At 64.3% G+C, this 22175-nt stretch carries 24 protein-coding genes and 1 pseudogene; 12 read left to right on the top strand and 13 right to left on the bottom strand.

Annotated elements, in window-relative coordinates; all coding sequences use genetic code 11:
• Positions 1-8: 8 nt before the first annotated feature.
• Together JQ580_RS30485 and JQ580_RS34175 are read left to right on the top strand one after the other, a co-directional pair.
• Positions 9-860 carry a fumarylacetoacetate hydrolase family protein gene (locus JQ580_RS30485; protein ID WP_212284534.1) on the top strand — a complete coding sequence of 284 codons (852 nt, stop codon included), beginning with the start codon at positions 9-11 and terminating at the stop codon, positions 858-860.
• A gap of 43 nt (positions 861-903) precedes the next feature.
• A pseudogene (locus tag JQ580_RS34175) lies at positions 904-2114 on the top strand (ABC transporter substrate-binding protein).
• A gap of 147 nt (positions 2115-2261) precedes the next feature.
• Here the strand turns inward: JQ580_RS34175 and JQ580_RS30475 are convergent.
• Positions 2262-3758, bottom strand: a complete 1497-nt coding sequence (locus JQ580_RS30475; protein ID WP_212284532.1) for a DUF1254 domain-containing protein — start codon at positions 3756-3758, stop codon at positions 2262-2264.
• A 497-nt stretch (positions 3759-4255) separates the two neighbouring features.
• Positions 4256-5098: a hypothetical protein gene (locus tag JQ580_RS30470; RefSeq protein WP_212284530.1), complete on the bottom strand. Its 843-nt coding sequence runs from the start codon at positions 5096-5098 to the stop codon at positions 4256-4258.
• Positions 5099-5309: 211 nt separating this feature from the next.
• On the opposite strand from JQ580_RS30470, the gene JQ580_RS30465 reads away from it, so the two are divergent.
• From JQ580_RS30465 to JQ580_RS30450, 4 genes are all read left to right on the top strand, one after another.
• Entirely contained in the window at positions 5310-6194 is an 885-nt protein-coding gene (locus tag JQ580_RS30465) for an IclR family transcriptional regulator (protein ID WP_212284528.1), read from the top strand.
• Between the two features lies 1 nt (position 6195).
• On the top strand, positions 6196-7392 hold the full coding sequence (locus JQ580_RS30460; protein WP_212284526.1) for a CaiB/BaiF CoA transferase family protein: 1197 nt from the start codon (positions 6196-6198) through the stop codon (positions 7390-7392).
• Between the two features lie 62 nt (positions 7393-7454).
• Entirely contained in the window at positions 7455-8441 is a 987-nt protein-coding gene (locus JQ580_RS30455; RefSeq protein ID WP_212284524.1) for a Bug family tripartite tricarboxylate transporter substrate binding protein, read from the top strand.
• Positions 8442-8460: 19 nt separating this feature from the next.
• The gene (locus JQ580_RS30450) at positions 8461-9681 is read left to right on the top strand and encodes an ABC transporter substrate-binding protein (RefSeq protein ID WP_212284522.1); all 1221 of its coding nucleotides are present in this window, start codon (positions 8461-8463) and stop codon (positions 9679-9681) included.
• A 132-nt stretch (positions 9682-9813) separates the two neighbouring features.
• On the opposite strand, the gene JQ580_RS30445 is transcribed toward JQ580_RS30450, so the two are convergent.
• The 4 genes from JQ580_RS30445 to JQ580_RS30430 all read right to left on the bottom strand — a co-directional run bounded on the left by JQ580_RS30445 (position 9814) and on the right by JQ580_RS30430 (position 12648).
• Positions 9814-10305 carry an SRPBCC family protein gene (locus tag JQ580_RS30445; RefSeq protein ID WP_212284520.1) on the bottom strand — a complete coding sequence of 164 codons (492 nt, stop codon included), beginning with the start codon at positions 10303-10305 and terminating at the stop codon, positions 9814-9816.
• On the bottom strand, positions 10305-10688 hold the full coding sequence (locus JQ580_RS30440) for an ArsR/SmtB family transcription factor (RefSeq protein WP_212284518.1): 384 nt from the start codon (positions 10686-10688) through the stop codon (positions 10305-10307). Before JQ580_RS30440 ends, JQ580_RS30445 begins: the two co-directional genes overlap by 1 nt.
• A 154-nt stretch (positions 10689-10842) precedes the next feature.
• Positions 10843-11676: an outer membrane protein gene (locus tag JQ580_RS30435; protein WP_212284516.1), complete on the bottom strand. Its 834-nt coding sequence runs from the start codon at positions 11674-11676 to the stop codon at positions 10843-10845.
• 267 nt (positions 11677-11943) lie between these two features.
• On the bottom strand, positions 11944-12648 hold the full coding sequence (locus JQ580_RS30430) for an SDR family oxidoreductase (protein ID WP_212284514.1): 705 nt from the start codon (positions 12646-12648) through the stop codon (positions 11944-11946).
• Between the two features lie 115 nt (positions 12649-12763).
• Here JQ580_RS30430 and JQ580_RS30425 point away from each other — a divergent pair, with 115 nt between their 5' ends.
• Positions 12764-13606: a GNAT family N-acetyltransferase gene (locus JQ580_RS30425; RefSeq protein WP_212284512.1), complete on the top strand. Its 843-nt coding sequence runs from the start codon at positions 12764-12766 to the stop codon at positions 13604-13606.
• A gap of 2 nt (positions 13607-13608) precedes the next feature.
• Here JQ580_RS30425 and JQ580_RS30420 read toward each other — a convergent pair whose 3' ends face one another.
• Positions 13609-14052, bottom strand: a complete 444-nt coding sequence (locus JQ580_RS30420; RefSeq protein ID WP_212284510.1) for a hypothetical protein — start codon at positions 14050-14052, stop codon at positions 13609-13611.
• Positions 14053-14337: 285 nt separating this feature from the next.
• Here JQ580_RS30420 and JQ580_RS30415 point away from each other — a divergent pair, with 285 nt between their 5' ends.
• Positions 14338-14619, top strand: coding sequence for a hypothetical protein (locus JQ580_RS30415; RefSeq protein ID WP_212284508.1), 282 nt, complete (start codon positions 14338-14340; stop codon positions 14617-14619).
• A 52-nt stretch (positions 14620-14671) separates the two neighbouring features.
• Here the strand turns inward: JQ580_RS30415 and JQ580_RS30410 are convergent, their stop codons facing one another.
• From JQ580_RS30410 to JQ580_RS30385, 6 genes are all read right to left on the bottom strand, one after another.
• Positions 14672-14953, bottom strand: a complete 282-nt coding sequence (locus JQ580_RS30410) for a hypothetical protein (RefSeq protein ID WP_212284506.1) — start codon at positions 14951-14953, stop codon at positions 14672-14674.
• A 12-nt stretch (positions 14954-14965) separates the two neighbouring features.
• On the bottom strand, positions 14966-15406 hold the full coding sequence (locus JQ580_RS30405) for a curlin (protein ID WP_283814010.1): 441 nt from the start codon (positions 15404-15406) through the stop codon (positions 14966-14968).
• A gap of 63 nt (positions 15407-15469) precedes the next feature.
• Complete coding sequence (locus JQ580_RS30400) at positions 15470-15880, bottom strand: curlin (protein ID WP_212284502.1); 411 nt, start codon at positions 15878-15880, stop codon at positions 15470-15472.
• 26 nt (positions 15881-15906) lie between these two features.
• Positions 15907-16299 carry a curlin gene (locus JQ580_RS30395; protein ID WP_212284500.1) on the bottom strand — a complete coding sequence of 131 codons (393 nt, stop codon included), beginning with the start codon at positions 16297-16299 and terminating at the stop codon, positions 15907-15909.
• Between the two features lie 117 nt (positions 16300-16416).
• Positions 16417-16818 (bottom strand): curlin subunit CsgB, encoded by a 402-nt coding sequence (locus tag JQ580_RS30390; protein WP_212284499.1) that lies wholly within the window; start codon positions 16816-16818, stop codon positions 16417-16419.
• A gap of 176 nt (positions 16819-16994) precedes the next feature.
• A complete protein-coding gene (locus JQ580_RS30385; protein WP_212284497.1) occupies positions 16995-17639 on the bottom strand; it encodes a response regulator transcription factor in 645 nt (214 codons plus the stop codon).
• A 597-nt stretch (positions 17640-18236) separates the two neighbouring features.
• Between JQ580_RS30385 and JQ580_RS30380 the strand changes: the two genes are divergently transcribed.
• The 4 genes from JQ580_RS30380 to JQ580_RS30365 are packed head-to-tail and all read left to right on the top strand — an operon-like array spanning position 18237 to position 21975.
• A complete protein-coding gene (locus tag JQ580_RS30380; protein ID WP_212284495.1) occupies positions 18237-19667 on the top strand; it encodes an efflux RND transporter periplasmic adaptor subunit in 1431 nt (476 codons plus the stop codon).
• Positions 19664-20389 carry an ABC transporter ATP-binding protein gene (locus JQ580_RS30375; protein WP_212284493.1) on the top strand — a complete coding sequence of 242 codons (726 nt, stop codon included), beginning with the start codon at positions 19664-19666 and terminating at the stop codon, positions 20387-20389. Before JQ580_RS30380 ends, JQ580_RS30375 begins: the two co-directional genes overlap by 4 nt.
• Complete coding sequence (locus JQ580_RS30370; protein ID WP_212284491.1) at positions 20386-21609, top strand: ABC transporter permease; 1224 nt, start codon at positions 20386-20388, stop codon at positions 21607-21609. Before JQ580_RS30375 ends, JQ580_RS30370 begins: the two co-directional genes overlap by 4 nt.
• A 51-nt stretch (positions 21610-21660) precedes the next feature.
• Positions 21661-21975, top strand: coding sequence for a response regulator transcription factor (locus JQ580_RS30365; RefSeq protein ID WP_212284489.1), 315 nt, complete (start codon positions 21661-21663; stop codon positions 21973-21975).
• Positions 21976-22175 lie beyond the last annotated feature (200 nt).

The raw sequence follows: 22175 nt of genomic DNA, 5'->3' as shown, positions 1-22175 counted from the left end.
GATACCCCATGAAGCTGCTTTCTTTCATTGCCGACGGCCGCGCCTCCTTCGGCGCCGTCAAGGACAACGGTGTCGTCGATCTCGGCGCGCGCATGGCGCCCTGCAGCTCGCTGCGGCAGTTGCTCGAAGCCGGTCGCCTCGCCGAGGCGACGAAGCTGGTCGCATCCACTGCGCCTGACCATCCGCTCGACAAGATCAGCTTTGCTCCGGTAATCCCAGATCCCGGCAAGATCATCTGCGTCGGCCTCAACTATCGCGACCACGTCGCCGAGACCGGACGCACCGTCACCGAGAAGCCGGCGCTGTTCGTGCGCTTTCCCTGCAGCCAGGTCGGCCATCTCCAGCCGATCGTGAAGCCCAAGGTGAGCGACGATTTCGATTATGAAGGCGAGCTCGCGCTGGTGATCGGCAAGCAAGGCCGGCACATCTCCGCAAGCCGCGCGCTCGATCACATCGCCGGCTATTCCTGCTACAACGAGGGCAGCATCCGTGACTGGCAACGCCACACCAGCCAGTTCCTCTCCGGAAAGACCTTCGCGGAGAGCGGCAGCTTCGGTCCATGGCTGGTGACGGCGGACGAGATTCCAGATCCTTCGAAGCTCAGCTTGCAGACTCGCCTGAACGGCGCCGTCGTGCAGGACACCACCACCGATCTCCTGATCACCGGCATCCCCGAGCTGATCGCGTACATCTCGACGATCTGCCCGCTGGTCCCCGGCGACGTCGTCGTCACGGGCACGCCGGGCGGGGTCGGCGCCAAGCGCACGCCGCCGCTGTGGATGCGTCCTGGCGACACCGTCGAGGTCGAAATCTCGGGCATCGGAACCTTGCGCAACAAGGTCGTCGCCGAACCGGCCTGACCACGCATTCGAACAATCAAGAACAACAAAACCGGGAAACGCCATGGCCAACCTCCGCATGACATCCGCCGCCACGCTGCTGGTCACGCTGGCGCTCGCAGGCCCGCCTGCGCGCGCCGAGATCAAGGGCGATGCCATCCGCATCGGCGTCCTCACCGACATGAACGGTGTGTTCGCAACCGCGATGGGGCCGGGATCGGTCGAGGCGGCCCGGATGGCCGCGGAGGAGTTCGGCGGCAAGATCAACGGCAAGCCGATCGAGATCCTGCAGGCCGACCACCAGAACAAACCAGATCTCGCGGCATCGCTCGCCCGCAAATGGTTCACCGACGGCGTCCAGGCGATCGCCGACGGCGGCAGCTCCGGCGCCGCCCTCGCCGTGCAGGAGCTCGTCCGCGGCAACGGAAAGATCTTCCTCGTCTCCGGCGCCGGCGCCAACCAGCTGACCGACGAGGCGTGCGCGCCAAACAGCGTGCAATGGACCCAGGACGCCTATTCCACCGCGACCGCCGTGGTCTCCGGCATCATGCAGACCAGCAAGGAGCCATGGTTCTTCATCACTGGCGACTACGCCTTCGGCCATTCGATCGAAGCGACCGCCCGCGCCCGCATCGGCGAGCTCGGCGGCAAGGTCGCCGGCAGCGTCAAGGCGCAGCTGGGCACGCCCGATTACTCATCGTTCCTGCTTCAGGCGCAGTCCTCAGGCGCCAGGATCCTCGCCATCAACGTCGCCGGTGACAACGCAACCGCGATCAAGCAGGCCAAGAATTCGGCCTTGCCGACCAGGGCATCAAGATCGTCCCGATGTCGTTCCAGAACGTCGATATCCATGCCGTCGGCTTGAAGGCAACCCGCGGCGACCTCATCGTCACCTCGTTCTTCGAGGACGTCTCGCCGGCCGCGCGAAAATTCTCCGACGCCTTCTATGCGCGCCGCAAGGCCATGCCCTCGCAGATCCAGGCCGGCGTCTATTCCGCCGTGCGCCATTATCTGCAGGCGATCAAAGACACCGATTCCGACGACAGCACCGCCGTGATGGCGAAGATGAAGGCGACGCCGGTGTCGGATGCCTACACTCCCAACGGCCGCATCCGCGAGGACCAGCGCATGGTGCACGATCTTTATCTCGTGCAGGTCAAAACGCCTGAGGAGTCCAAAGGTCCATGGGATTTCGTCAAGCTGGTCGCGACCATCCCGCCCGATCAGGCCTTCCGTCCGCTCGACCGCAGCAAGTGCAGCCTGGTGGGGAAATAGGCTCATAGACCCGGGTCAAACGCGATCGATGTAAGCCATGCTGAGGAATATCTGCTTCGGACAATAGCGGACGATTCGGCGGGCGGAGCAACAGGTCTGCTACGGGCCCAACAGCGGAAGTGAACTGAAGCTCTTACCTCCGTGCTGCTACAGCGGCTCAATCTCGCCTGGCCGCCAGGTTTTGTCGAACCAAGGTTGGAGCGGGCCGTAGAGGCGCAGGAGCGTATTCCATCCCTTGCCGGGGATGGTCTGCACCCAGTTGTTCTCCTTGCCGGCCGGCGCCTTGGGCCCGAAATAGACGTCCACTGACCCGTCCGCATTGGCCATGAGTTTCGGGTTCTGACTGGTTGCGGCTGGCCAGCGCTGGTCGGTCTGGAGCATGGAGCGGGTCTGATTGTCGTAGAGGATGACCGACCAGAATTGCTTGACCGGGATATTGGGCGGCAAGTGCAGCTTGTAGTTTTTCCCGCCGTCCAGTGGCTTGTTTTGGCTGTCGACGAACGCGGCCATGTACTGTGACCCCTCGCCAACTGACTTCGAATCCATCGCCGGCGTCACGCCTGTCGCGTAGAAGAAGAATGCCGAGTAGGCATCGAGGATGCGCGCACCGTTTTCCTCGAACTTGTAACCGCCGAAGAAGCCCGTGCGCCACGCGCTGTTGGGATAGTAGTAGCTTTCCTTGATCCGCAACCGGCCATTGATTGCACGCGCGGTGGCGTCACCTACCAAGGCGGCTTCGGTCAGAATCTTCTTCATCCGTGCATCAGGTGCGAAGGGCTTACCCTTCTGGATGCCGACCGCTGCGTAGAGGCCGAGTGTGACCGGGTCGACCGTGTCGGTCGGCTCTTCCTGCACAACCTGATTCAGATACTCCCAAAAGGGATAATCTCCCGGCGCCAGCGTGCTAAATGCCTTACCGGAAACATGCACGAAATTGAGTTTCGGGGGATTGGCAGCATCTTTCAGGCGATAGATTCGCGTGTGCTGTTCAACCAAGTCGACGCCTGGCTTCGGATCGCCGTTCACCAGGAATGAGCGCCACGGAACCCAGACGCTGAACGTCGCCGGCTTCACGACAAAATATCCGCTGGGCACCTCGCCCTTGTAGCCGGGCGGCAGGATCAGGTATTTGCCGCCCTGACCTTTGTCCGGCCCGACGAGCCCGACATCGGTAACAAAATTATACCACATGTCGTTGACGAGGCCGAGCACATTGGGAGGCACCTCGAGCACCAGAGGCCCGTCGCGCAGATCAAGCCAAAACCAAGTGTACGGGGTGTTGTTGTTCGGGGTGAGAAAAAGCGACTTCGAGTCCATCCTGTCCTCGAAGATCGGCACCGTTAAATTGAACGGACCCAGTTCCGCGATGCCCTTCCGATTTGCCAACTGGTTCACTGGAGCCAGCGCCAACATGTAGGCCTGGACGGCGTGCTGGAAGTCCAGATTGTCGTAGAGCTTTTCCACGGTCGCATCGTCGGGAAAGCCGTCGAAGAAGTTCAGCGTCCCAAGGCGGGTCTCCACCTTGTCCGGGATTGCAACGCCCGGCGGTATCGGTGTTTGCATCTTGTATTGCTGGGCGTTGAGCGGAATTGCTGAGAGCGCCGCGAAAGATAACGCAGACAGCACTGATGCCACCATTCTCATGACATGGCCCTTCTCGTCAGATTGAATTCATAAAACTGTTCCGCGGAAATCCCATGATTGTCGGGATTTCCTGCAGAGCTGAAACTCTCGCGAAACGACCGATTAACGCCTGCCAGCGCGATTGACCGGGCCACCGCGATTTACAGTCCCAGCACCCACCACCGCTTGTCGCGCAACGGGCCGCGGCCGCAGCACTGCGCCCGGCCGTACGACGCAATTGGCGGGATAACCAACGTATGTGCAGTAGACCACAGCGCTGGCTTTCTCAGTGCTCGCGGCTACGAACCCGGTTACCAGCAGGCTAGCCACCAGTGCGAACGAGAGCTTCATTTGGGCCTCCTCGGTTAAGAACGATTAGTCCCATTAAAATCGATCTTCGGGTTGACCCAGATCAACAGGTCGAACCCCAATGTCCGAGGTGGGTCAAAATCGGCAAAAAGCAGGATCGGCACTAGCGTCCGCTTAGCGTCCAGACGCCGACATTTGCAGTCCATGCCCTAGGCCAGATACAGCGCCAGATAGCCTTCCATGGCATAGAGCGCGCAGAGCGCCAGGCTCGACCACACCGCGGCGCTGAAATACAGGAACATCCAGGTCAGCTCGCCCTTCCAATGCGCGATGTCGTGGGTCACGACCCAGCGCGTCGACACGTCATGCAGGCCTTCGAGGAAGCCGAGGAACGTGTTGCCCTCCGCGTGCCCAGCGCGCCAGCGGCTGAGATACATGGGAACGTCGACGGTGACGAGGAAGGCGAGGAAGCAGGCGATGCCGACGATGCCCGACATCAGCGCCCAGCGGACCACGCCCTGGAATTCCGGCATCAGGCGGCACAGCGCGAGGCCGGCGAGGAAGAACGTCACCGCCCACAGCGAGTTCTCGATCGCGTTGAAGAGGAAGTTGGTCGTCACCACCGCGTACCAGGAGAAACACTCCGCGATGATGATGATCGGCACGATCACGAGCGCGATGTTCACCGCGGTCTCGGCGCCCGTCATCCTGCCGAGCTGATGCAGGATGATGGCCCATTGCGCGACGAAGCAGAGCTCGGCCACGGTCGCGACCGTGCGGCCGACGACGACGCTCGACAGCCAGGTGTCGAACAGGCAGATGCGTTGCACGTCGGCGCGCGGCAGCACCGAGCGGAACGCGCAACCGAACACGTAGCCGGCGCACAGCAGCAACATCAGTCCGATATCCGAAGCGCCACCATGGCTGCCGGAGGGCGTCGGATAGAACTCGCGGTACAGCATGAACCAGACGAGGATGTTGGCGCCGCTCACGAGCGTGAGGGATCCCCACCACCACGCGAGGGGATTTGACCGCGCCTGCCACTGCAACATGAACCGCTCCGCAAATTATCGATCTGACATGCCGTCGTAATAATCCTGTCACAGGACGGCACGCAATCACGACAAAAATCCGTGTGTTTGGCCCGCCCGGCGCGTCCTTCAGCGAAAATATCGACGCGAAGCGCTGTCCACATATCGGACAATTTTCCCTCTTTTGTAGAATCTATTGGACAGCTGCAACTTCACCGTCTGATATTCGGCAATGGCCCCGAGAGATCTGTCCAGACCGCGACATCCACCCTCCTCCGCCGCCGCGGTGCTGGCGGACAGCGTCGATGACGCCGCCTTCGCCACGACGCTGGCGAAGGGGCTGGTCGTGCTCGAGGCGTTCAAGGCGGGAAGCACGTTGCTGGGCAACATGGAGCTGTCGACGCTGACGGGCATCCCGCGGCCGACGGTGGCGCGGCTGACCCACACGCTGGCCGAGCTCGGCTATCTCCGCTACGACGCCGAACGGGCCAAGTACCGCGTCGCTGCGCGGGCGCTGCGGATCGCGCATCCGCTGCTTGCCGGAATGCAATTCCGCCAGGTCGCGCGGCCCATGATGCAGGAGCTGGCGCTCAGCGTCCGCGACACGGTCTCGATCGGCCTGCTCGACGCGACGTCGATGATCTATGTCGAGACCGCGCGCTCCGGCGATGTCGGACCGCACGCGCCCGACATCGGCATGCCGATTCCCGTGGTGATGACCGCCATGGGACGCGCTGCGGCTGCGACCCTGCCGCCGGCCGATGCCGACCGGCTCGAACGGAACATCGCCGCCGAAGACGGCGAGCTGTGGTCGGCGTTTCGCGACAAATACCGGGCCGGGATCGCGCAGTGCAAAAGCCGCGGCTTCTGCACCTGCTGGGGCGAGTACATGGCCTCGATCCATGCCGTCGCCGCGCCGCTGTTTCACGCGGGCGAATCGCGGCAGTCGTTCTCGATCAATTGCGGCATCCCCGCCTTCCGGCTCCAGCCGGGACAATTGGAGAGTGAGATCGGCCCGCGCATTGCCGCACTCGCCGACAGCATCCGCGCCATCGTCGGACAGGCAGAACCCGCGCCGCCGCGCAAGGCCAGGAAAATCACGAGCGGCAGGGCATGAGATGGCTGGACCGCTCGAAGGTTTGAAGGTTCTCGACATCGCCACCATCATCGCCGCGCCCTTTGCCGCGACGCTGCTGGCCGACTACGGCGCCGAGGTGCTCAAGATCGAGATGCCGGGAAACGGTGACGGCGTCCGCTCGTTTCCGCCGTTCAAGGACGGCAAGCCGCTGTGGTGGAAGGCGGCCAATCGCAACAAGAAGTTCGCCACGCTGGATCTGCGCACACCGGACGGACTTGCGCTGTTCAAGCAGCTGCTGCCCCGCTTCGACGTGCTGATCGAGAATTTCCGTCCGGGAACGCTCGATCGCTGGGGCCTGTCGAAGGAAGTGCTGTGGTCGATCCAGCCCCGCCTCGTGATCCTGCGCGCCACCGCCTTCGGACAGGACGGCCCCTATCGCGAACGGCCCGGCTTTGCCCGCATCTTCGAGGCCATGGGCGGGCTCACCTACATCACCGGGGAGAGCGGCGGCGAGCCGACCCATCCGGGATACCCGATCGGGGATTCGATCGGCGGCCTGTTCGGCGCCGTCGGCGTGCTCGCAGCGCTGTGGAAACGCGCCCGCGACCCCGATGCGCCCGGCGAGGAGATCGACCTTTCGCTGACGGAGGCGACCTTCCGCCTGCTCGACGTCCTCGCCATCGAGCACGACCAGCTCGGCACCGTTCGCAGCCGCATCGGCAATGCCAACGGCTATTCGGCGCCGGCCGCGGTGTTCCGCACCAGCGACGATCACTGGGTGACGCTGGCGGGATCGACCAACGCGCTGTTTGCCGCGAACTGCCGCGCGATCGAACGGCCCGACCTGATCGACGATCCGCGCTTCGCCAGCAACGACCGGCGGGTCAAGCACGCTTCCGAGCTCAACGACATCTTCGCCGGCTGGTGTGCCGCCCATCCCCTCGACATGGTCCTCGCGCTATTCGATGCCGCGAAAGGCACGCTCGCTCCGATCTATTCGATCGACCAGATCGCCGACGACCCGCAGGTGAAAGCGCGCGAGGTCATCACCCGCGTCCCGGACCGGGATTTCGGCACGGTTGCCATGAGCAACGTCGTTCCGCGCTTCACCAATGATCCCGCGCAAATGCGCCACGCCGCCGGCGACGTCGGCCAGGACAATGACGAGGTGTTTCGCAACTGGCTCGGCCTGTCCGACCAGGAGGTCGAAAGGCTCACCGAGCGAAAGGTGATCTGAGCGCAACAACAAGATCAACAAGACCAAAAAGAAGCAGACAAGAAATTACGGAGGAAGAGACAGTGACATCATTCAAGGTCACACGCAGAACCCTGCTGGGCACGCTCGCAGGCGGACTGGTCGCCGGCTCGAGCCTGACAGTCCAGGCCGACGATGCATGGCCGGCGCGCATGGTGCGGCTGATCTCGCCTTACGGTCCCGGCGGCTCCAACGACATCTCGCTGCGCCTTTTGGCCGAAGAGTTCGGCCGCAGCCTGCGTCAGCAGTTCATCGTCGAGAACAAGCCGGGTGCCGGCACCCGTATTGCCAACGACATGGTCGCCCATGCGCCGGGCGACGGCTACACCCTTCTCTATGTCGCGGCTCCCTACGCGACCGCCGAGGCGTTGTTCGGCAAGCTGACCTATGACCGCAAGGATCTGCAGCCGGTCGCGATGGTCGTGGTCGCGCCGCTGTTCCTCATCATCAGCGCCGATGCACCTTTCAAGACGCTCCCCGAGTTGATCGCTTATGGCAAGTCGAAACCGGATGGGCTGACCTTCGCCTCTCCCGGCGCCGGCTCGCAGCCGCACCTCGCCGGTGAGCTGCTGTTCCGCGACGCCGGGGTCAGAGGTCTCAACATCCCGTTCCGGGGCGATGCCGCCTCCTACACCGAGCTGCTGGCCGGCCGCGTCGACGCCACGCTGACGGCGCTGCCGACTGCCCTGCCCTACATCCAGAGCGGCAAGTTCACCGTGCTCGGCGTCGCCTCGGCCGAGCGCAGCGCGCTCTATCCGCAGGCCCTGACCCTGCGCGAGCAGGGCTTTCCCAACGTGGCCGCCGCGGGCTGGTACGGCTTCATGGCGCCCGCCACGACGCCGCGCGCGATCGTCGACAAATTCCAGGCCGAGGTTCTGCGCGCGCTCGCCGAGCCTGGGATCAAGGACAAGCTGACCGCCCAGGGCCTCGAAGTGCGTGCCGGCACCGCGGCCGAGTTCGGCCAGTTCATCGACGCCGAGACCCAGCAATGGACCAAGCTGATCCGCGACGCCGGTCTCAAGGGCGAATGACAATCGGGAAGGACCGGACATGACAAGCGCTTCTCTCAAACACATCGCAGCCTCCGCATTGCTGCTCGCGCTGTCGCTCTCATGCGCGCAGGCGCAGAAGAAATACGATGTCGGCGCGTCCGACACCGCGATCAAGGTCGGCCAGACCGTCCCACTCAGCGGCCCGGCCTCGGCCTATGCCGTGATCGGCAAGACCCAGGCCGCCTACATGAAGATGATCAACGACGAGGGCGGCGTGAACGGCCGCAAGGTCGAGCTGATCCAGTACGACGATGCCTATTCGCCGCCGAAGACGGTGGAGCAGACCCGCAAGCTGGTCGAAAGCGACGAGGTGCTGCTGACGTTCCAGATCATCGGCACCGCGCCGAACGTTGCCGTGCAGAAATATCTCAACGCCAAGAAAATCCCGCAGCTGTTCGCGGCGACCGGCGCGGCGCGCTTCACCGATCCCAAGAACTTCCCCTGGACCATGGGCTTCAATCCGTCCTACCTCGTCGAGGGCCGGATCTACGCGCAATACTTGCTGAAGAACCATCCGAACGCCAAGATCGGCGTGCTCTACCAGAACGACGACCTCGGCAAGGATTATCTCGCCGGCCTCAAGGCCGGCCTCGGCGACAAGGCGAAGATGATCGTGGCCGAGACGTCCTACGAGATCACAGAGCCGACGATCGATTCGCAGATCTTGCGGCTGAAAGATGCCGGCGCCGACGTGCTGTTCAGCGCCACGACGCCGAAGCAGGCGGCGCAGGCGATCAAGAAGGTCGCCGAGATCGGCTGGAAGCCGCTGCACATCATCGACATCAACGCCTCCTCGGTCAGCGCCGTGCTGAAGCCGGCGGGCCTGGACAATTCCAAGGGCGTCGTCAGCGTCGGCTACGTCAAGGATGCCGCCGATCCCGAATGGAAGGACGATGCCGGCATGAAGCGCTATCTCGCCTTCATGGCGAAATACTACCCCGAGGGCGACAAGGATTCGAACCTGAACGTCTACGGATACATCACGGCCCAGCTCCTGGTGCAGGTGCTGAAGCAATGCGGCGACGATCTGACCCGCGACAACGTGATGCGGCAGGCCGCCAACCTCAAGAACGTCGTGCTCGACCTGACGCTGCCGGGGATCTCGGTCACGACCTCGCCGACCGACTATCGCGTCAACAAGCAGTTCCAGATGGTGCAGTTCGACGGCCAGCGCTGGCAGAAGCTCGGCGACATCGTGACCGACGAAGCGAAGGAATGAGTTTTCAGGTTATGCGCCGTTCCCACTCCTCTCGTCATGGCCGGGCTTGTCCCGGCCATCCACGCCCAACCGCGCAGCACGCATAACGTGGATGCCCGGGACAAGCCCGGGCATGACGACCAAGACCTTGGCTTACCGCTTCAAGCCCGCCACATAGGCCGCGAGCTTGTCGAGTGTCTGATAGCCGTATTCGACGGCGCCGAAGCCGATCATGCCGTCGCGCTGCTCGGTGCTCGAGGCCAGCTGGCGCATCATCAGCACGGTCTTGCCGTTGCTCTGCTCGGCAAACGTCAGAGTGAAGCGGAACATGCCGGGATCCTCGTCCTGGTCGACGCCGTGATCCATTTCCATCAGCGACGGCCGCTCGATACGGCGGAAGCGCATGCGGTTCGGATAGACCGTGCCGTCGGGCCCGATCATGTTGAAACGCCAGACGCCGCCGACCCGGACGTCGATCTCGAAGGTCTCGATCTTGAATCCCTTCGGCCCGAACCATTGCGGCAGATGCTTCGGGTCGGACCACGCCTCGAACACCAGATCACGCGGCGCGTCGATCACGCGCGACATCACGATCTCGCGGTCCAGCGACCATTGCGACAGTGCGGGATTGGCAAAACTGGTCATCACTTGGCACCTTTCCGTTTGCTTGTTCGGGACGGCTTTCCGGCCGACTCCCTCTCCTTCTTGAGCTTCATCACATAGGCCTCGAACCGGTCGAGACGCGCCTCCCAGATCGCCCGCTGCTGCTGGAACCAGTCCTCCGCGCCGAGCAGCGCATCCGGGCTGAGGCGGCAGGTGCGCACGCGGCCGGATTTCTCCGACAGCAGCAGCCCGCTCGTCTCCAGCACATGGATGTGTTTCATGAAGCTGGGCAGCGCCATGTCGAAGGGATCGGCGAGTTCGCCGACCGAGGCCTCGCCGGCACACAGCCGCATCACGATTGCCCGCCTTGTGGGATCGGCAAGCGCTGCGAAAACTTGGTCGAGGCGGGATAATTGGTTAGCCATGAAGCTAACTATAGGGCGATCTTGGTCCCGACGTCAATAATTGTTAGCTCAATGGCTAAGTAATTATTTTGCGCCGCGCAGGACCGGAACTCCAACGAAAAAAGCCCCGGCTGGGCCGGGGCTTTCCACACTCTATGGGTAACTGCGACGAAGCTCAGTATCTGGCGATGACCGGGCCCCCGAACTTGTAGTTCACGCCGACGCGGACGATGTTCGACTTGAGATCGACCGAGTGCGTGAAGACGTTGGTCGGGAAGCCGGTGGCGGGCACGAACGCGGCCAGATTGGTGCTTGTCACACTGGCCCGGCCGAGATCGACATAGAGGTACTCGGCTTTCAGCGACCAACCGCCGCCGAAGGCGTATTCGGTGCCGACGCCGGCAGTCCAGCCGACCCGGGTATCGCGGATCGCAGCGGATTCTGTCGCAGCCGCGAACGTATCTGTGAAGTTGAAGTTGCCCTTCACCTCGGCAATCGCTGCACCGCCGGTGGCATAGAGCAGCCACGTCGGGGCCGCCAGGAATCCGATACGGCCGCGGATGGTGGCGAGCCAGTCGGCCGAGACCGACGAATTGACGGTGAAGCCGGTCGGCGCGCAGCAGGGATACAACGCCGATCCGCTCGCGCTGCCCTTGAAGCCGAAATAGTTGATGTCGCCTTCCAGACCGAGCACGGCTCGGTTGATCTGCCAGTTATAGCCGGCGGTTAAACCTCCGGTCACGCTGGAGCTATTGGCGCCCTGGACGCCGACCGCGTTGACGGCGGGGACACTGCTGGCGGCGAAATAGCCCACCGGAGAATACACAGTCGAGGTGGTCAGATCGGCGCTGCCCCACTGCCCGCCGACATTGCCGCCGACATAAAAGCCGGTCCAGTTGTAGACTGGCGCTATCGCCGGCGCCTTGGTGTAGTGCGCCGCGAGGTCGGCGGCCTGCACCGAGGCGGTGCCGAGCACAAGCGATGCGGCCGCCAGCAAAAACTTCTTCATTCCAGTCTCCATGCCTCACGCGATAGACCTCGCGCCGCGAATGCGCGGTCGAAGCAACCGGCGCAGTCAGGGCATAGGGCGCGCGCCGTTGATCGTCTTGGGCTGCGGCGCAGTTCGCAAGGACTATGACGTAATTTGCGCCTCGGATCATGCGAACGAATGACCGGTGTGACCGTACAGCCACGCCTCATCCATCATCGGCGGCGCGCAGAGCAGGCCCGCGTCGCATCGCGACAACGCCACCGGACACGCTCGAGACTGCGCGCCTCACACCGAGCGCGTCAGGCCGCCGTCGACGCGGATGTTCTGGCCGGTGATGTAGGCGGCACCCTCGGAGGCCAGGAACGAAATCGTCGCGGCGATCTCCTCGACCTTGCCGTAGCGCTTCATCGGCACGCTGTCGCGGCGCGACTCCTGCTGCGGCAGGCTGTCGATCCAGCCCGGCAGGACGTTGTTCATGCGGATGTTGTCGGCCGCATGGGCGTCGGTGAAGATCTTGGTGAAGGCGGCGAGCCCGGCGCGGAACACCGCCGAGGTCGGGAACATCGCGCTCGGCTCGAACGCCCACGCCGTCGAAATGTTGATGATGGCGCCGCCTTGCTGCGCCTGCATGATCGGCGTCACCAGCCGCGTTGGACGGATCACGTTCAGGAGATAGGTGTCGAGGCCGGCATGCCACTGCTCGTCGGTAATCTCGGTGATGGGTGCACGGGGCCCGTGGCCGGCGCTGTTGACGAGCACGTCGATGCGTCCCCACTTGGCCATGGCGCCGTCGACGAGGCGCTTCAGATCGTCATTCTCCTTGTTGGAGCCGGTGACGCCGAGCCCGCCGAGTTCGGCCGCCAGCGCCTCGCCCTTGCCGGAGGACGACAGGATCGCGATGCGAAACCCATCCGCCGCCAGCCGCCGGGCAGCCCCTGCTCCCATGCCGCTGCCGCCGGCGGTTACGAGCGCAACCTTCTCTGCTGCCATGACTGATCATCCCTTCAGTTGAGGCGAGCCGCAGGCTCGGCCTATCATGCGGCCTTCTACCGCCAGACCAGTCGGCAGGTCCATGGTCGAAAGCATCCGTCATGAGCCACCCGCGATGAGTGATTTGCTGATCCGCAATCTGCGCCCTGAGGAAATCTCCCTCGCCGTCGACTGGGCCACAGCCGAAGGCTGGAATCCGGGTCTCTGCGATGCAGCCTGCTTCGCTGTGCCCGACGCGCAAGGCTTCTTCGTCGGCGAGATCGAGGGCGAGCCGGTCGCGACCGTCTCCTGCGTCAATTACGATGATCGCTTCGCCTTCCTCGGCTTCTACATCGTGCGTGCAGATCTTCGGGGCTCCGGCCACGGCCTGCGCATCTGGAACGCGGCGATCGCGCACGCGGGCGCCCGCGTGATCGGACTCGACGGGGTCGTGGCGCAGCAGGACAATTACAGGAAATCCGGCTTCCAGCTCGCTTACGCCAACATCCGCTACGGCGGCATCATCGCCGCGCCATTGAGGCCGCCGCCCGATGTCGTCGCGCTCGATACCATCCCGTTTGCGCTTGTGGAGGCCGACGATGCCACCGTCTTCCCGGCCCGGCGCGGCACCTTCCTGCGCGCCTGGATCGGCACTTCAGGTCATGTCGGCCGCGCGCTGATGCGTGACGGTGAACTCCACGGATGGGGCGTGATCCGGCCCTGCCGGACCGGGCACAAGATCGGCCCGCTCGTCGCCCACGATCGCGCAGCGGCGGAGGCGATCGTTCAGGCTTTGCTGGCAAGCGCCACTGGCCGCGAAATCTTCCTCGACGTTCCCGCCGTCAATCGCGCGGCGGTCGCGCTCGCAGAAGCGCTCGGCTTCAAGCCGGTGTTCGAGACCGCGCGAATGTACACGGGGCCGATCGCGCCGCTGCGCATCGACCGCGTCTTCGGCGTGACCAGCTTCGAGCTGGGCTGAATTCAGTAGCAGCGCATGATGTTGACGGTGTGCTCGCTGCCGCCGCGGCCGGGCACCGTCACCTGCTCCGTCGGGCAGCTCGGCACGTAGGGTCGGTCGGACGGCACCACGTTCGGCGGGAAGCGATGCGACCAGTCCCAGGGGACGTCATAGGTGTAGGTGTAGCGCACGTCGGTGGAGACAGGCTGCCCGGCATCGACGAAGGGCTGGCTATAGCCGGCGCCGTCGTAGAACCCGCCGCCGCCCGGCCAGTAGACGAAGGGGCTGCTCCGCCGGTGGAACCGGGCGCCCGGCCCGATCGGCGCACGCGCCATGGCGCCGGAAGGCGGAGCGGTCATTCCATGCGGCGCGCTGCCGCCGGCTCGGCCAAAACTGTCGTCGGGATGAAGGAGCAGCGCGGCTGCGCTGAGCGAGGCGAGCAAGGCCCCATGAATTCGATAGGTCATGTTACGCACCAACTCGTTTGACTTACGCGGATCGCGGCCCCCCTCGGCCACGCTAGGCCGGCCCGTCGCTCCCCCGCAAACCTATAATTAATTAATGGTTAAGGCACCGTCCCGGCGCGGGGAACCGGTGCGACAAGAGCGCCCGCAATCGTCGGAAGCGCGTCCCTCCTCATCACGGCACTTCATAACCAGGTGATCGGAGTTTGATCGCGCCGCCATACGCCGGCCCGGAACGCTCCCGCAGTGCAACCGTTGCTTCCCCACACACAAGAAGGAGCATCTCCAATGCACAACAAGTCGAAACTCCTCGCGCTCGTCACCGCATCCCTCATCGCCGGGACGGCGGCCGCCTCGGCACAGGGCTACGATTGGAACGGCCCGCGCGCCGGCTGGGACCGCACCGCGCCGGCCTATGAGCCGGTACAACCGCGTGCGTATTATCCTGATGTCGCGAGGCCCTACGGCGCCCTCAACGGCACCAATCATCCGACCCCGAGCTCGACGCAGGGCGACGTCGGCCCCGAGGGCAACAACAACGGCACGCTGACCGGCGGCTATCGCTGGTAAGGCTGCGTCATGCGAGGCCCACCGTCCGCCATGGACGGTGGGCCTTCACGTGTCAGCGTCCCTGCTGCTTGCGCAGCCAGTCGAGCATGTCCTGCGCATTCCCGGTGCCCTGCGTCACGATCGCGGTGTTGCCGCCGCTGCGGCGATAGACCGTCGTACGCCCGGGCTCCTTCTCGATTTTGACCTCGGCCTGCGCGGGATCACCGCTTTGCGTGATCACCGATGTGCCGTTCTCGTCCTGGACCACCGTGGTGTGACCATCGTCAGCGCCCGCCGGCGCGGCCGCGATCACGCTCATGAGTCCTATTCCGGATGCGAGCAGGAGCAACTTCATCTCTCACCTCCATCATCGGCCGAACTGGAAGATCGCCAGCCAATTGAAACGCCCGAACTGTCTCACCGCTCCACTGTTCATGTCGCCGATCTGGAGCAGGAGCGCGTTGGTGGAATTGCCGATCTGGGTAATGTCGGCGGTATTGCTCACGCCGGACTGGCCGATGATCGCATTGGTGGTGCCGCCCACCTGGATCACATTGGCATAATTGCGCGTGCCGTTCTGGATGATGGTCGCATCCACCGTCCCGGTCCCGCCGATCTGGATCACCCGCGCAATGTTGATGCGGCTGTTCTCCTCGATCGTCACGGGCTGAACATTGTCGCCGAACTGCACGATCGTTTCGATGCTGACGTTGCGGTTGGTTACGCTGCGCTGGACCGACCCGGCCGACGCCGGCGTCGCCGCGCCGATGGCAGCCAGCAACGCCGCCCCGGCCAGAACCCGCTTCAAGATCTCTCTGCCACACCGCATCGCTCTCCCCCCTGATTTCCGACGCCGATGAGTTCGCGCGATTTACGGACCGGTCTGGACGATCGTGGAGTGGTTGACCGTGCCGAATTGCGCCACCGTGCCCGCATTCATCGTGCCGAGCTGCGATATCAGGCTGCTCGTCGATTGCCCGACCTGACCGACGAAGGCGAGGTTGTTGGACCCCGCCTGCCCGATTGATGCGGAGTTCGTGCCGCCGAATTGCAGGACGCCCGTCGCGTTGTTGGTGCCGTTCTGCGTCACGGTCGCGCTGGTGCTGCCGCCGATCATGAACACGCCCGCCATGTTGAGCTGGCTGGTCTGGTTCAGCACGACCGGAGGCCCGCCGACCGAGACGATGGTCTTGATGTCGGCGGTCTGCGCGCCGGCCGACCCGGCGCCGACCGAGCAGAGAGCCAGCGCGACGGCGCCCGCGCGTCCCAGATGGTGTTTCATGACATGCCTCGCAACTTTCGGTCCGCTCACGGAGCCTGCTGGAGAATGGTCGAGCCATTCAGAATTCCGAGCTGACCGACGCCGGCGGTGTTGTTCGCTCCGATCTGACCGATCAGGCTCGAATTGGAGCCGCCGACCTGGCCGGCGAGCGCCATATTGGTCGCCGTCGCGGTCGTGCCGCCCTGCCCGATCACCGAAGTGTTGGCGGTGAGAAGCGAGCCGGACTGCAACGTCGTCGCGGTATTGGTCGCCCCGAACTGCATCGTCGTGGCGCTGTTGCTGGTGCCGCCGCTCTGCGAAATGAACGAAGTGTTGGTGGTTCCGAACTGCAGCACGCTGGCGCTGTTGCCGGCCTGTGCATCGGCAGCCGTCAGCGCGCAGAGCGCCGTGGCCGTTGCAATGAAATAGGTGATCCGCATGTCATGTCCTCCGCGAGATGAAGCGAGCCGTCGCAATTGATCGGCCGGCCGGTTGCGGTACTTCGAGAACGGTCCGGACGCACCGCATCAGGTGCGTCCGGCCGTACGATACGTGCCTCAGTGCGCCGTCTGCGAGACGGTGCTGCCGTTCGTGCCGAACACGCTGAGCTGGCCGACGGCGGCGGCGTTGTTCTGCAGCGCGGCGGGCCCGAACGAATTCTGGGTGATCCCGCTGGAGTTGTTGCCGAACGCTACCTGGCCGGTGGTCGCCGAGTTCTGCACGCCGATCTGGTTGACCGTGCTGCCGTTGTTGAGCGAGGCGGAGCTGGTGCCCTGCATCGTGGACGCGCTGTTGACGAGGCCGAGCTGGCTGGTCGAGGACGAGTCGTTGGTGAGGCCCTGCTGCGAAACGCTGGAGCCGTTCACGACGCCGACCTGTACCGTGGTCGCGGTGTTGGCAGCCTGCGCTGCCGACGACAGGGCGAACAATGCAACGGAGGCAAAAAGAAATTTGCGCATGGAGAATTCCTTTCGGGCAAAGTTGTCTGACTGGGTTCGGATGCCGTCTTAGAAGAGGCCGACATCGTAAGGACAACTTTGAACCGGTCCTTGCCTGCGCGACAGACTGCAGTTCATGCTAATCGGTACGGACTAGACGTCGTGCGAAATGCAGGCCCGTGAAGGCCGCAGCAGCGCTATTCCGCACCGGCGCGCGTCTCGGTCTCGTGCCCCATGCTGTCGATCAGCCGCACCACCTCGATCGGCGTACGCAGCTGCAGCTTTCGCATCATCCTGGCGCGATGCACCTTCGCCGTCACTTCGCTGACGCCGAGTCGCGCGGCGATCTGCTTGGCGACGAGTCCCTCGGCCATCAGCAGCATGATCTCATGCTCCCGCGCCGTCAGCGTCTCGACGCGTTGGCGGGCTTCGCGCATGCTGTCCTCGCGTTCCAGCCGCCTGCGGTCGCGCTCGATGCCATGCCTGATTGCGTCGAGAATCTCCTGCTCCCGGAAGGGTTTTGGCAGAAACTCGACCGCGCCGCGCTTCATGGCCTCGACCGAGACGCGGACGTCCGAATGACCGCTGATGAAGACGATGGGAATGGACACGCCCGTGTCGGCGAGCCGGCGCTGCAGCTCGAGTCCGGTCGGCGACGTCCCGGGAAAGCGGACGTCGAGCACGAGACAGGACGGCCCGGCGGAAATATTCTCCGTGAGAAACTCGTCCGTCGACGCAAACAACTTCACCTGATGACCGGTCTCCTCGCAGAGATTTCCGATCGCGGTTCGGATCTGGACTTCGTCATCAACGATATAAACTGTGGCTTGACCTGAACTCATGGGCAACGGCCTCCCCGGCTTGGGGCTCGATGAAAAAGCAGCGAGCCGTCCAATCTTCTTGCAAGCGTGATCAAGGTGCTTGGATGGAATTGCGGAGATCGAACGCGGCGCCGCGCTGCGCCGGTTCGACCTCATAGAGCCAACACGCGCAGGAAACGAGTGAAGGCGTTCACATATCGGGCTTCGTGATTGAGAGGATGCGGTCGTGCCGCCGGCGAGATCGCGGCGGGCTGTTATCGAGAATGCAGCATTCCTGCGTCGTGATATCGCCGGCTGGATCATGGCATCGCCACCCATCCACCGTCGCGAACGCCGGCAAGTGGCCGCTTTCGGCCAGACCATACGGGACGTTCGGTCGGCTTATCGAGTTCGATACCGCGCGCCTCATATCGATACGCCCGGTATCCATTGTCTTCAAGTCACGAATAGTGGCGCTGCGCGAACTTTACTTTTTAATCATGGAGCGCGCCCGTCCGTCGCGTTAAGAACGGCGACATAGTATTGAGACGCGATGATCGCCTGGGGCGAACTTCATACTCTCACCATTTCAGGTTGTTCCTCCGGCGGTGCCTGTTCGGTCAAACGGGGGCTTTTAATATGCGATTTGTGTCAGCAATTGCGTTGCTGGGAACTGCGTGTTGCCTTGCCGTGGCCGTTGCCATGGGGGCGGATGCTGTTACCGGCGCAGCCAAGAGCGCGACGAACGGTGCGACGCGCGTTTACGAGACGACCAGGCAGCTTCTCGTCCCCCGAGGGCGCGACGCGCCGACCTTCGGATCGGACGCACCCGTGTTCCGCTACGCCGCGATCCAGCGCGGCAGCATCGAGCAGACCGTCACCGTCACCGGCGCCCTGCAGCCGGTCAAGACGATCGAGGTCGGCTCCCAACTGTCCGGGCAGCTGGCCCGGGTCTATGTCGACTTCAACGATACCGTTGCCAGGGACCAGCCGCTCGCCCTGATCGACCCGCGCAGCTTTGCCGCCAAGGTCGACGAAGCCCGCGCCTCTCTTGCGGTCGCCGATTCCCTGGTCGACATCGCCAGGGCCAAGCTTGATCGCGCCAGGATCGACCTGCAAAACGCCAGGGGCAGCCGCGACGTGCTCGCCGCCAAGCTCGAAAGCGCACAGGCCGTGAAATCCTCGGCGCAGAAGACCCTGCAGCGCAAGCTGGCGCTGCAGTCGCAGAACGTGGTGGCGACGACGACGGTCGATGACGCGCAGACGGAGTTCACCGCTCGCCTCGCCCAGGAGCGCGAGGCCGAGGTGCTGATGTCGCTCAACTCCTATTCGGTGGAGGGTGCGCAAGCCGATGTCCGCCGCATCGAGGCGGAGCTGCAGCAGGCACGAATGGCCGTGCCGGAGAAGGCGGCCGTGCTCGCTGCAGCCCAGGCCGATCTCGACCGCACGGTGATCCGCTCGCCGATCGACGGCGTCGTCGTCGGCAGGTTCGTCAACGAAGGCCAGACGCTCGCGGTCGGCCTGGAATCGCGCACCACCTTCGTGGTCGCCCACCGCCTTGAAGACATGGAGATCCACGCCCAGGTCGACGAAGCCGATATCGGCCGGATCGCTTCCGGCCAGCGCGCCCATTTCACCGTCGACGCCTATCCCGACCGCCGCTTCGAGGCGGTGGTACGGCAGGTGCGCAAGGCACCGCAGACCCAGCAGCACGTCGTCACCTATACCGTCGTGCTGGCAACCTCGAATCTCGACGGCGCGTTGCTTCCCGGCATGACCGCCCTGGTGAAGATCGTGATCGATCGGCAGGACGACGTCCTGAAGGTGCCGCTTGCCGCGCTGCGCTTCCAGCCTTCCGGCACGCGGGCGGCCCCGGCCGGCTCGCAGAGCGGGGTCTGGGTGCGCACCGCGAGCGGCTCGCTGCAGCGGATCGCCGTGACGGTCGGCACGGCCGGCACCGAGCAGGTTGCGCTCAAAAGCGGAGATCTCGACGAAGGCAGCCAGGTCGCGGTCGGCCAGGCCATTCGCTCCGCAGGCTTTGAATTCCTCGGAATCAGGTTCGGATCATGACTGCCTCCCCGCCCCTCATCAGCCTCCGCTCGGTCAGCAGAACCTATCGCACCGACGGGATCGCGGTGACAGCGGTGCGTAATGTCAGCTTCGACATCGCGCAAGGCGAGATCGCAGCGGTGATGGGACCGTCCGGCTCCGGCAAGTCGACATTGATGAACATGATCGGCCTGCTCGACCTGCCGAGCGAAGGCGCGATCTACCTTCAGGGCGCGGACGTCGCCGGCCTCTCGGAAGATCGCCGCTCGTCCTTGCGGGCCCGCAGCATCGGCTTCGTGTTCCAGTCCTACAATCTGCTGGCCCGCCACGACGCGATCGAGAACGTCGCGCTGCCGCTGGTCTATTGCGGCATCAGCCGCAAGGAGCGCCTAGCCCGGGCCGAGCAAAGCCTTCGGGCCGTCGGCATGCTGCACCGGGCCCATCATTTCCCGCGGCAGCTCTCCGGCGGCGAGCAGCAGCGCGTCGCGATTGCGCGTGCACTGATCGCCTCCCCGCTGATCGTGCTCGCCGATGAGCCGACCGGCGCGCTCGACAGCCGCACCGGGGCCGAGATCCTGGCCCTGTTCGCCGCGCTCAACCAGACCGGCCAGACCATCGTGATGATCACGCATGATCCTGGCATCGCGACGCAATGCCGGCGCACCATCCGGCTTCATGACGGCGAGCTCGTCGCCGACGAAACCCAGGCCATGGTCCTGCCGAAACGGAGCGTTGCGCCATGACGATGCTCCAAGGCTTCCAGATCGCTCTGCACGCCCTGCGGCTCAACCCGCTGCGCAGCTTCCTCACCATGCTCGGCATCGTGATCGGTGTCGCCTCCATCGTGACGGTGTTTGCGATCGGTGCCGGCGCACAGCTGCGCCTTCAGGAGCAGATCCGCTCGATCGGTGCCAACGTGCTGATGATCACCCCGGGCGCGGCTTACCAGGGTGGCGTGCGTCTCAAGGACGGCAGCAAGCTGACGATGACCGAGAGCGACGTGCAGGCCATCCTCGAGCAGATTCCCGAAATCCAGGCCGCCGCCGGCTCGATCGCCGGCACTGCGCAGGTCATCCACGAGAGCAAGAATTGGAACACGACGATCAACGGCACCACGACGGCCCATTTCATGGTGCGTGACTGGCAACTCGCCGCAGGCCGCTATTTTTCCAACGCTGAAGAGGCCGGCGCGGGCAAGGTCGTGATCCTCGGAAACAGGGTCGCACGCGAACTGTTCACGGCCGGCGAGGACCCGATCGGTGCTCAGATCCGGATCATGAAGGTCCCGCTGGAGGTGGTTGGCGTTCTCGACCGCAAGGACCCCGCGCAGGACGACGTCGCCTTCGTGCCGCTCTCCACCGCCAAGCTGCGCTTCCTCGGCAGTGCCAGCAACATCAACCGGGATTCGGTCGCCTACATCATCGCCAAGGTCGCCGGCGACGGGCAGATGGCGGGCGCGCGATCGGAGATCGAGAACCTGCTGCGCCAGCGCCACCGTGTCCCCGCAGGCCAGGAGGACGACTTCAAGGTCCAGGATCCTGCCGCCGCCATGGAAGCGCAGCAGGGCGCGATCCGCACCGTCGCACTGCTGCTCGTCGCCATCGCCTCGGTTTCGCTGCTGGTCGGCGGCATCAGCATCATGAACGTCATGATCGTGTCGGTCACGGAACGCACGCGGGAGATCGGAATCCGCCGCGCGCTCGGCGGGCGGATGCGCGACATCCGTCTGCAGTTTCTCTGCGAGGCGCTGGTGCTCTGCCTGCTCGGCGGCGCCATCGGCGTCGCCGGCGGAGTCACGCTTTCGATGACGGTCGCCCGCATGGCCGGGTGGATCACCTCGATCGATGGTCAGGCGATCGCCCTTGCCCTCGTCTTCTCGATCGCCACCGGCCTCATCTTCGGTTTCTACCCCGCCCACAAAGCATCCAAGCTCAGCCCGATCGAGGCGCTCAAAACGGAGTGAGAAGATGCCGCAGGCGGCCACATCATGCGGAAGACCAGCGAGGAGCCAACCATGAGCGCAGATCCGAGGGATTCGATTACACCGACACCGCGCGAACGAGAGCTGATGATGTTGATCGCTCGTGGGCTGCAGAACAAGAACATCGCCTACGAACTCAAGATTTCGGAAAACACGGTGCGGGCGCATATCGGCAACATCATGCGCAAATACCGGCTCCAGAACAGGACGCAGATCGCGATCGCCTTCGCGCTGCACGCGGCGCCGCTGCCGCTGCGCCGCGATCTAACCAGGGCCGGCCGCCATCCGCCGTCGAAGCCCGCGCAGGCTGCCGCGCAGAATCCGGGAGTACCGACCGCGCCGGACTGAAGCGCCTCTCACCCACAATCCCTCGCGCTGCCCGACGGGCGAAACACCCTACCCATAGGTCAACGCGACGCGGTGAAAATACTCCACTTCACCGAATTTCGGAAACGGCGTATGTGTCCCCTTAACCCGGCCCAAGGAAGAGGGGCGTATCGCGATCGTCACGAACGCGGGCCGGGCGGCGGTGGACGCAGATCGCATCG

Source organism: Bradyrhizobium sp. SZCCT0148 (genome assembly GCF_018129985.1).
In the GTDB taxonomy this organism is placed as follows: Bacteria; Pseudomonadota; Alphaproteobacteria; order Rhizobiales; family Xanthobacteraceae; genus Bradyrhizobium; species Bradyrhizobium japonicum_H.
The sequence above is the reverse complement of the archived record's forward strand: the minus strand, read 5'-3'. Positions and strand labels throughout refer to the sequence as shown.

What these genes read in the sequence shown, in the direction of transcription:
- JQ580_RS30485 (WP_212284534.1), top strand. Translation starts at nt 9, where the DNA reads ATGAAGCTGCTTTCTTTCATTGCCGACGGCCGCGCCTCCTTCGGCGCC.
- JQ580_RS30475 (WP_212284532.1), bottom strand. Translation starts at nt 3,758, where the DNA reads ATGAGAATGGTGGCATCAGTGCTGTCTGCGTTATCTTTCGCGGCGCTC.
- JQ580_RS30470 (WP_212284530.1), bottom strand. Translation starts at nt 5,098, where the DNA reads ATGTTGCAGTGGCAGGCGCGGTCAAATCCCCTCGCGTGGTGGTGGGGA.
- JQ580_RS30465 (WP_212284528.1), top strand. Translation starts at nt 5,310, where the DNA reads ATGGCCCCGAGAGATCTGTCCAGACCGCGACATCCACCCTCCTCCGCC.
- JQ580_RS30460 (WP_212284526.1), top strand. Translation starts at nt 6,196, where the DNA reads ATGGCTGGACCGCTCGAAGGTTTGAAGGTTCTCGACATCGCCACCATC.
- JQ580_RS30450 (WP_212284522.1), top strand. Translation starts at nt 8,461, where the DNA reads ATGACAAGCGCTTCTCTCAAACACATCGCAGCCTCCGCATTGCTGCTC.
- JQ580_RS30445 (WP_212284520.1), bottom strand. Translation starts at nt 10,305, where the DNA reads ATGACCAGTTTTGCCAATCCCGCACTGTCGCAATGGTCGCTGGACCGC.
- JQ580_RS30440 (WP_212284518.1), bottom strand. Translation starts at nt 10,688, where the DNA reads ATGGCTAACCAATTATCCCGCCTCGACCAAGTTTTCGCAGCGCTTGCC.
- JQ580_RS30435 (WP_212284516.1), bottom strand. Translation starts at nt 11,676, where the DNA reads ATGAAGAAGTTTTTGCTGGCGGCCGCATCGCTTGTGCTCGGCACCGCC.
- JQ580_RS30430 (WP_212284514.1), bottom strand. Translation starts at nt 12,648, where the DNA reads ATGGCAGCAGAGAAGGTTGCGCTCGTAACCGCCGGCGGCAGCGGCATG.
- JQ580_RS30425 (WP_212284512.1), top strand. Translation starts at nt 12,764, where the DNA reads ATGAGTGATTTGCTGATCCGCAATCTGCGCCCTGAGGAAATCTCCCTC.
- JQ580_RS30420 (WP_212284510.1), bottom strand. Translation starts at nt 14,052, where the DNA reads ATGACCTATCGAATTCATGGGGCCTTGCTCGCCTCGCTCAGCGCAGCC.
- JQ580_RS30415 (WP_212284508.1), top strand. Translation starts at nt 14,338, where the DNA reads ATGCACAACAAGTCGAAACTCCTCGCGCTCGTCACCGCATCCCTCATC.
- JQ580_RS30410 (WP_212284506.1), bottom strand. Translation starts at nt 14,953, where the DNA reads ATGAAGTTGCTCCTGCTCGCATCCGGAATAGGACTCATGAGCGTGATC.
- JQ580_RS30400 (WP_212284502.1), bottom strand. Translation starts at nt 15,880, where the DNA reads ATGAAACACCATCTGGGACGCGCGGGCGCCGTCGCGCTGGCTCTCTGC.
- JQ580_RS30395 (WP_212284500.1), bottom strand. Translation starts at nt 16,299, where the DNA reads ATGCGGATCACCTATTTCATTGCAACGGCCACGGCGCTCTGCGCGCTG.
- JQ580_RS30390 (WP_212284499.1), bottom strand. Translation starts at nt 16,818, where the DNA reads ATGCGCAAATTTCTTTTTGCCTCCGTTGCATTGTTCGCCCTGTCGTCG.
- JQ580_RS30385 (WP_212284497.1), bottom strand. Translation starts at nt 17,639, where the DNA reads ATGAGTTCAGGTCAAGCCACAGTTTATATCGTTGATGACGAAGTCCAG.
- JQ580_RS30380 (WP_212284495.1), top strand. Translation starts at nt 18,237, where the DNA reads ATGCGATTTGTGTCAGCAATTGCGTTGCTGGGAACTGCGTGTTGCCTT.
- JQ580_RS30375 (WP_212284493.1), top strand. Translation starts at nt 19,664, where the DNA reads ATGACTGCCTCCCCGCCCCTCATCAGCCTCCGCTCGGTCAGCAGAACC.
- JQ580_RS30370 (WP_212284491.1), top strand. Translation starts at nt 20,386, where the DNA reads ATGACGATGCTCCAAGGCTTCCAGATCGCTCTGCACGCCCTGCGGCTC.
- JQ580_RS30365 (WP_212284489.1), top strand. Translation starts at nt 21,661, where the DNA reads ATGAGCGCAGATCCGAGGGATTCGATTACACCGACACCGCGCGAACGA.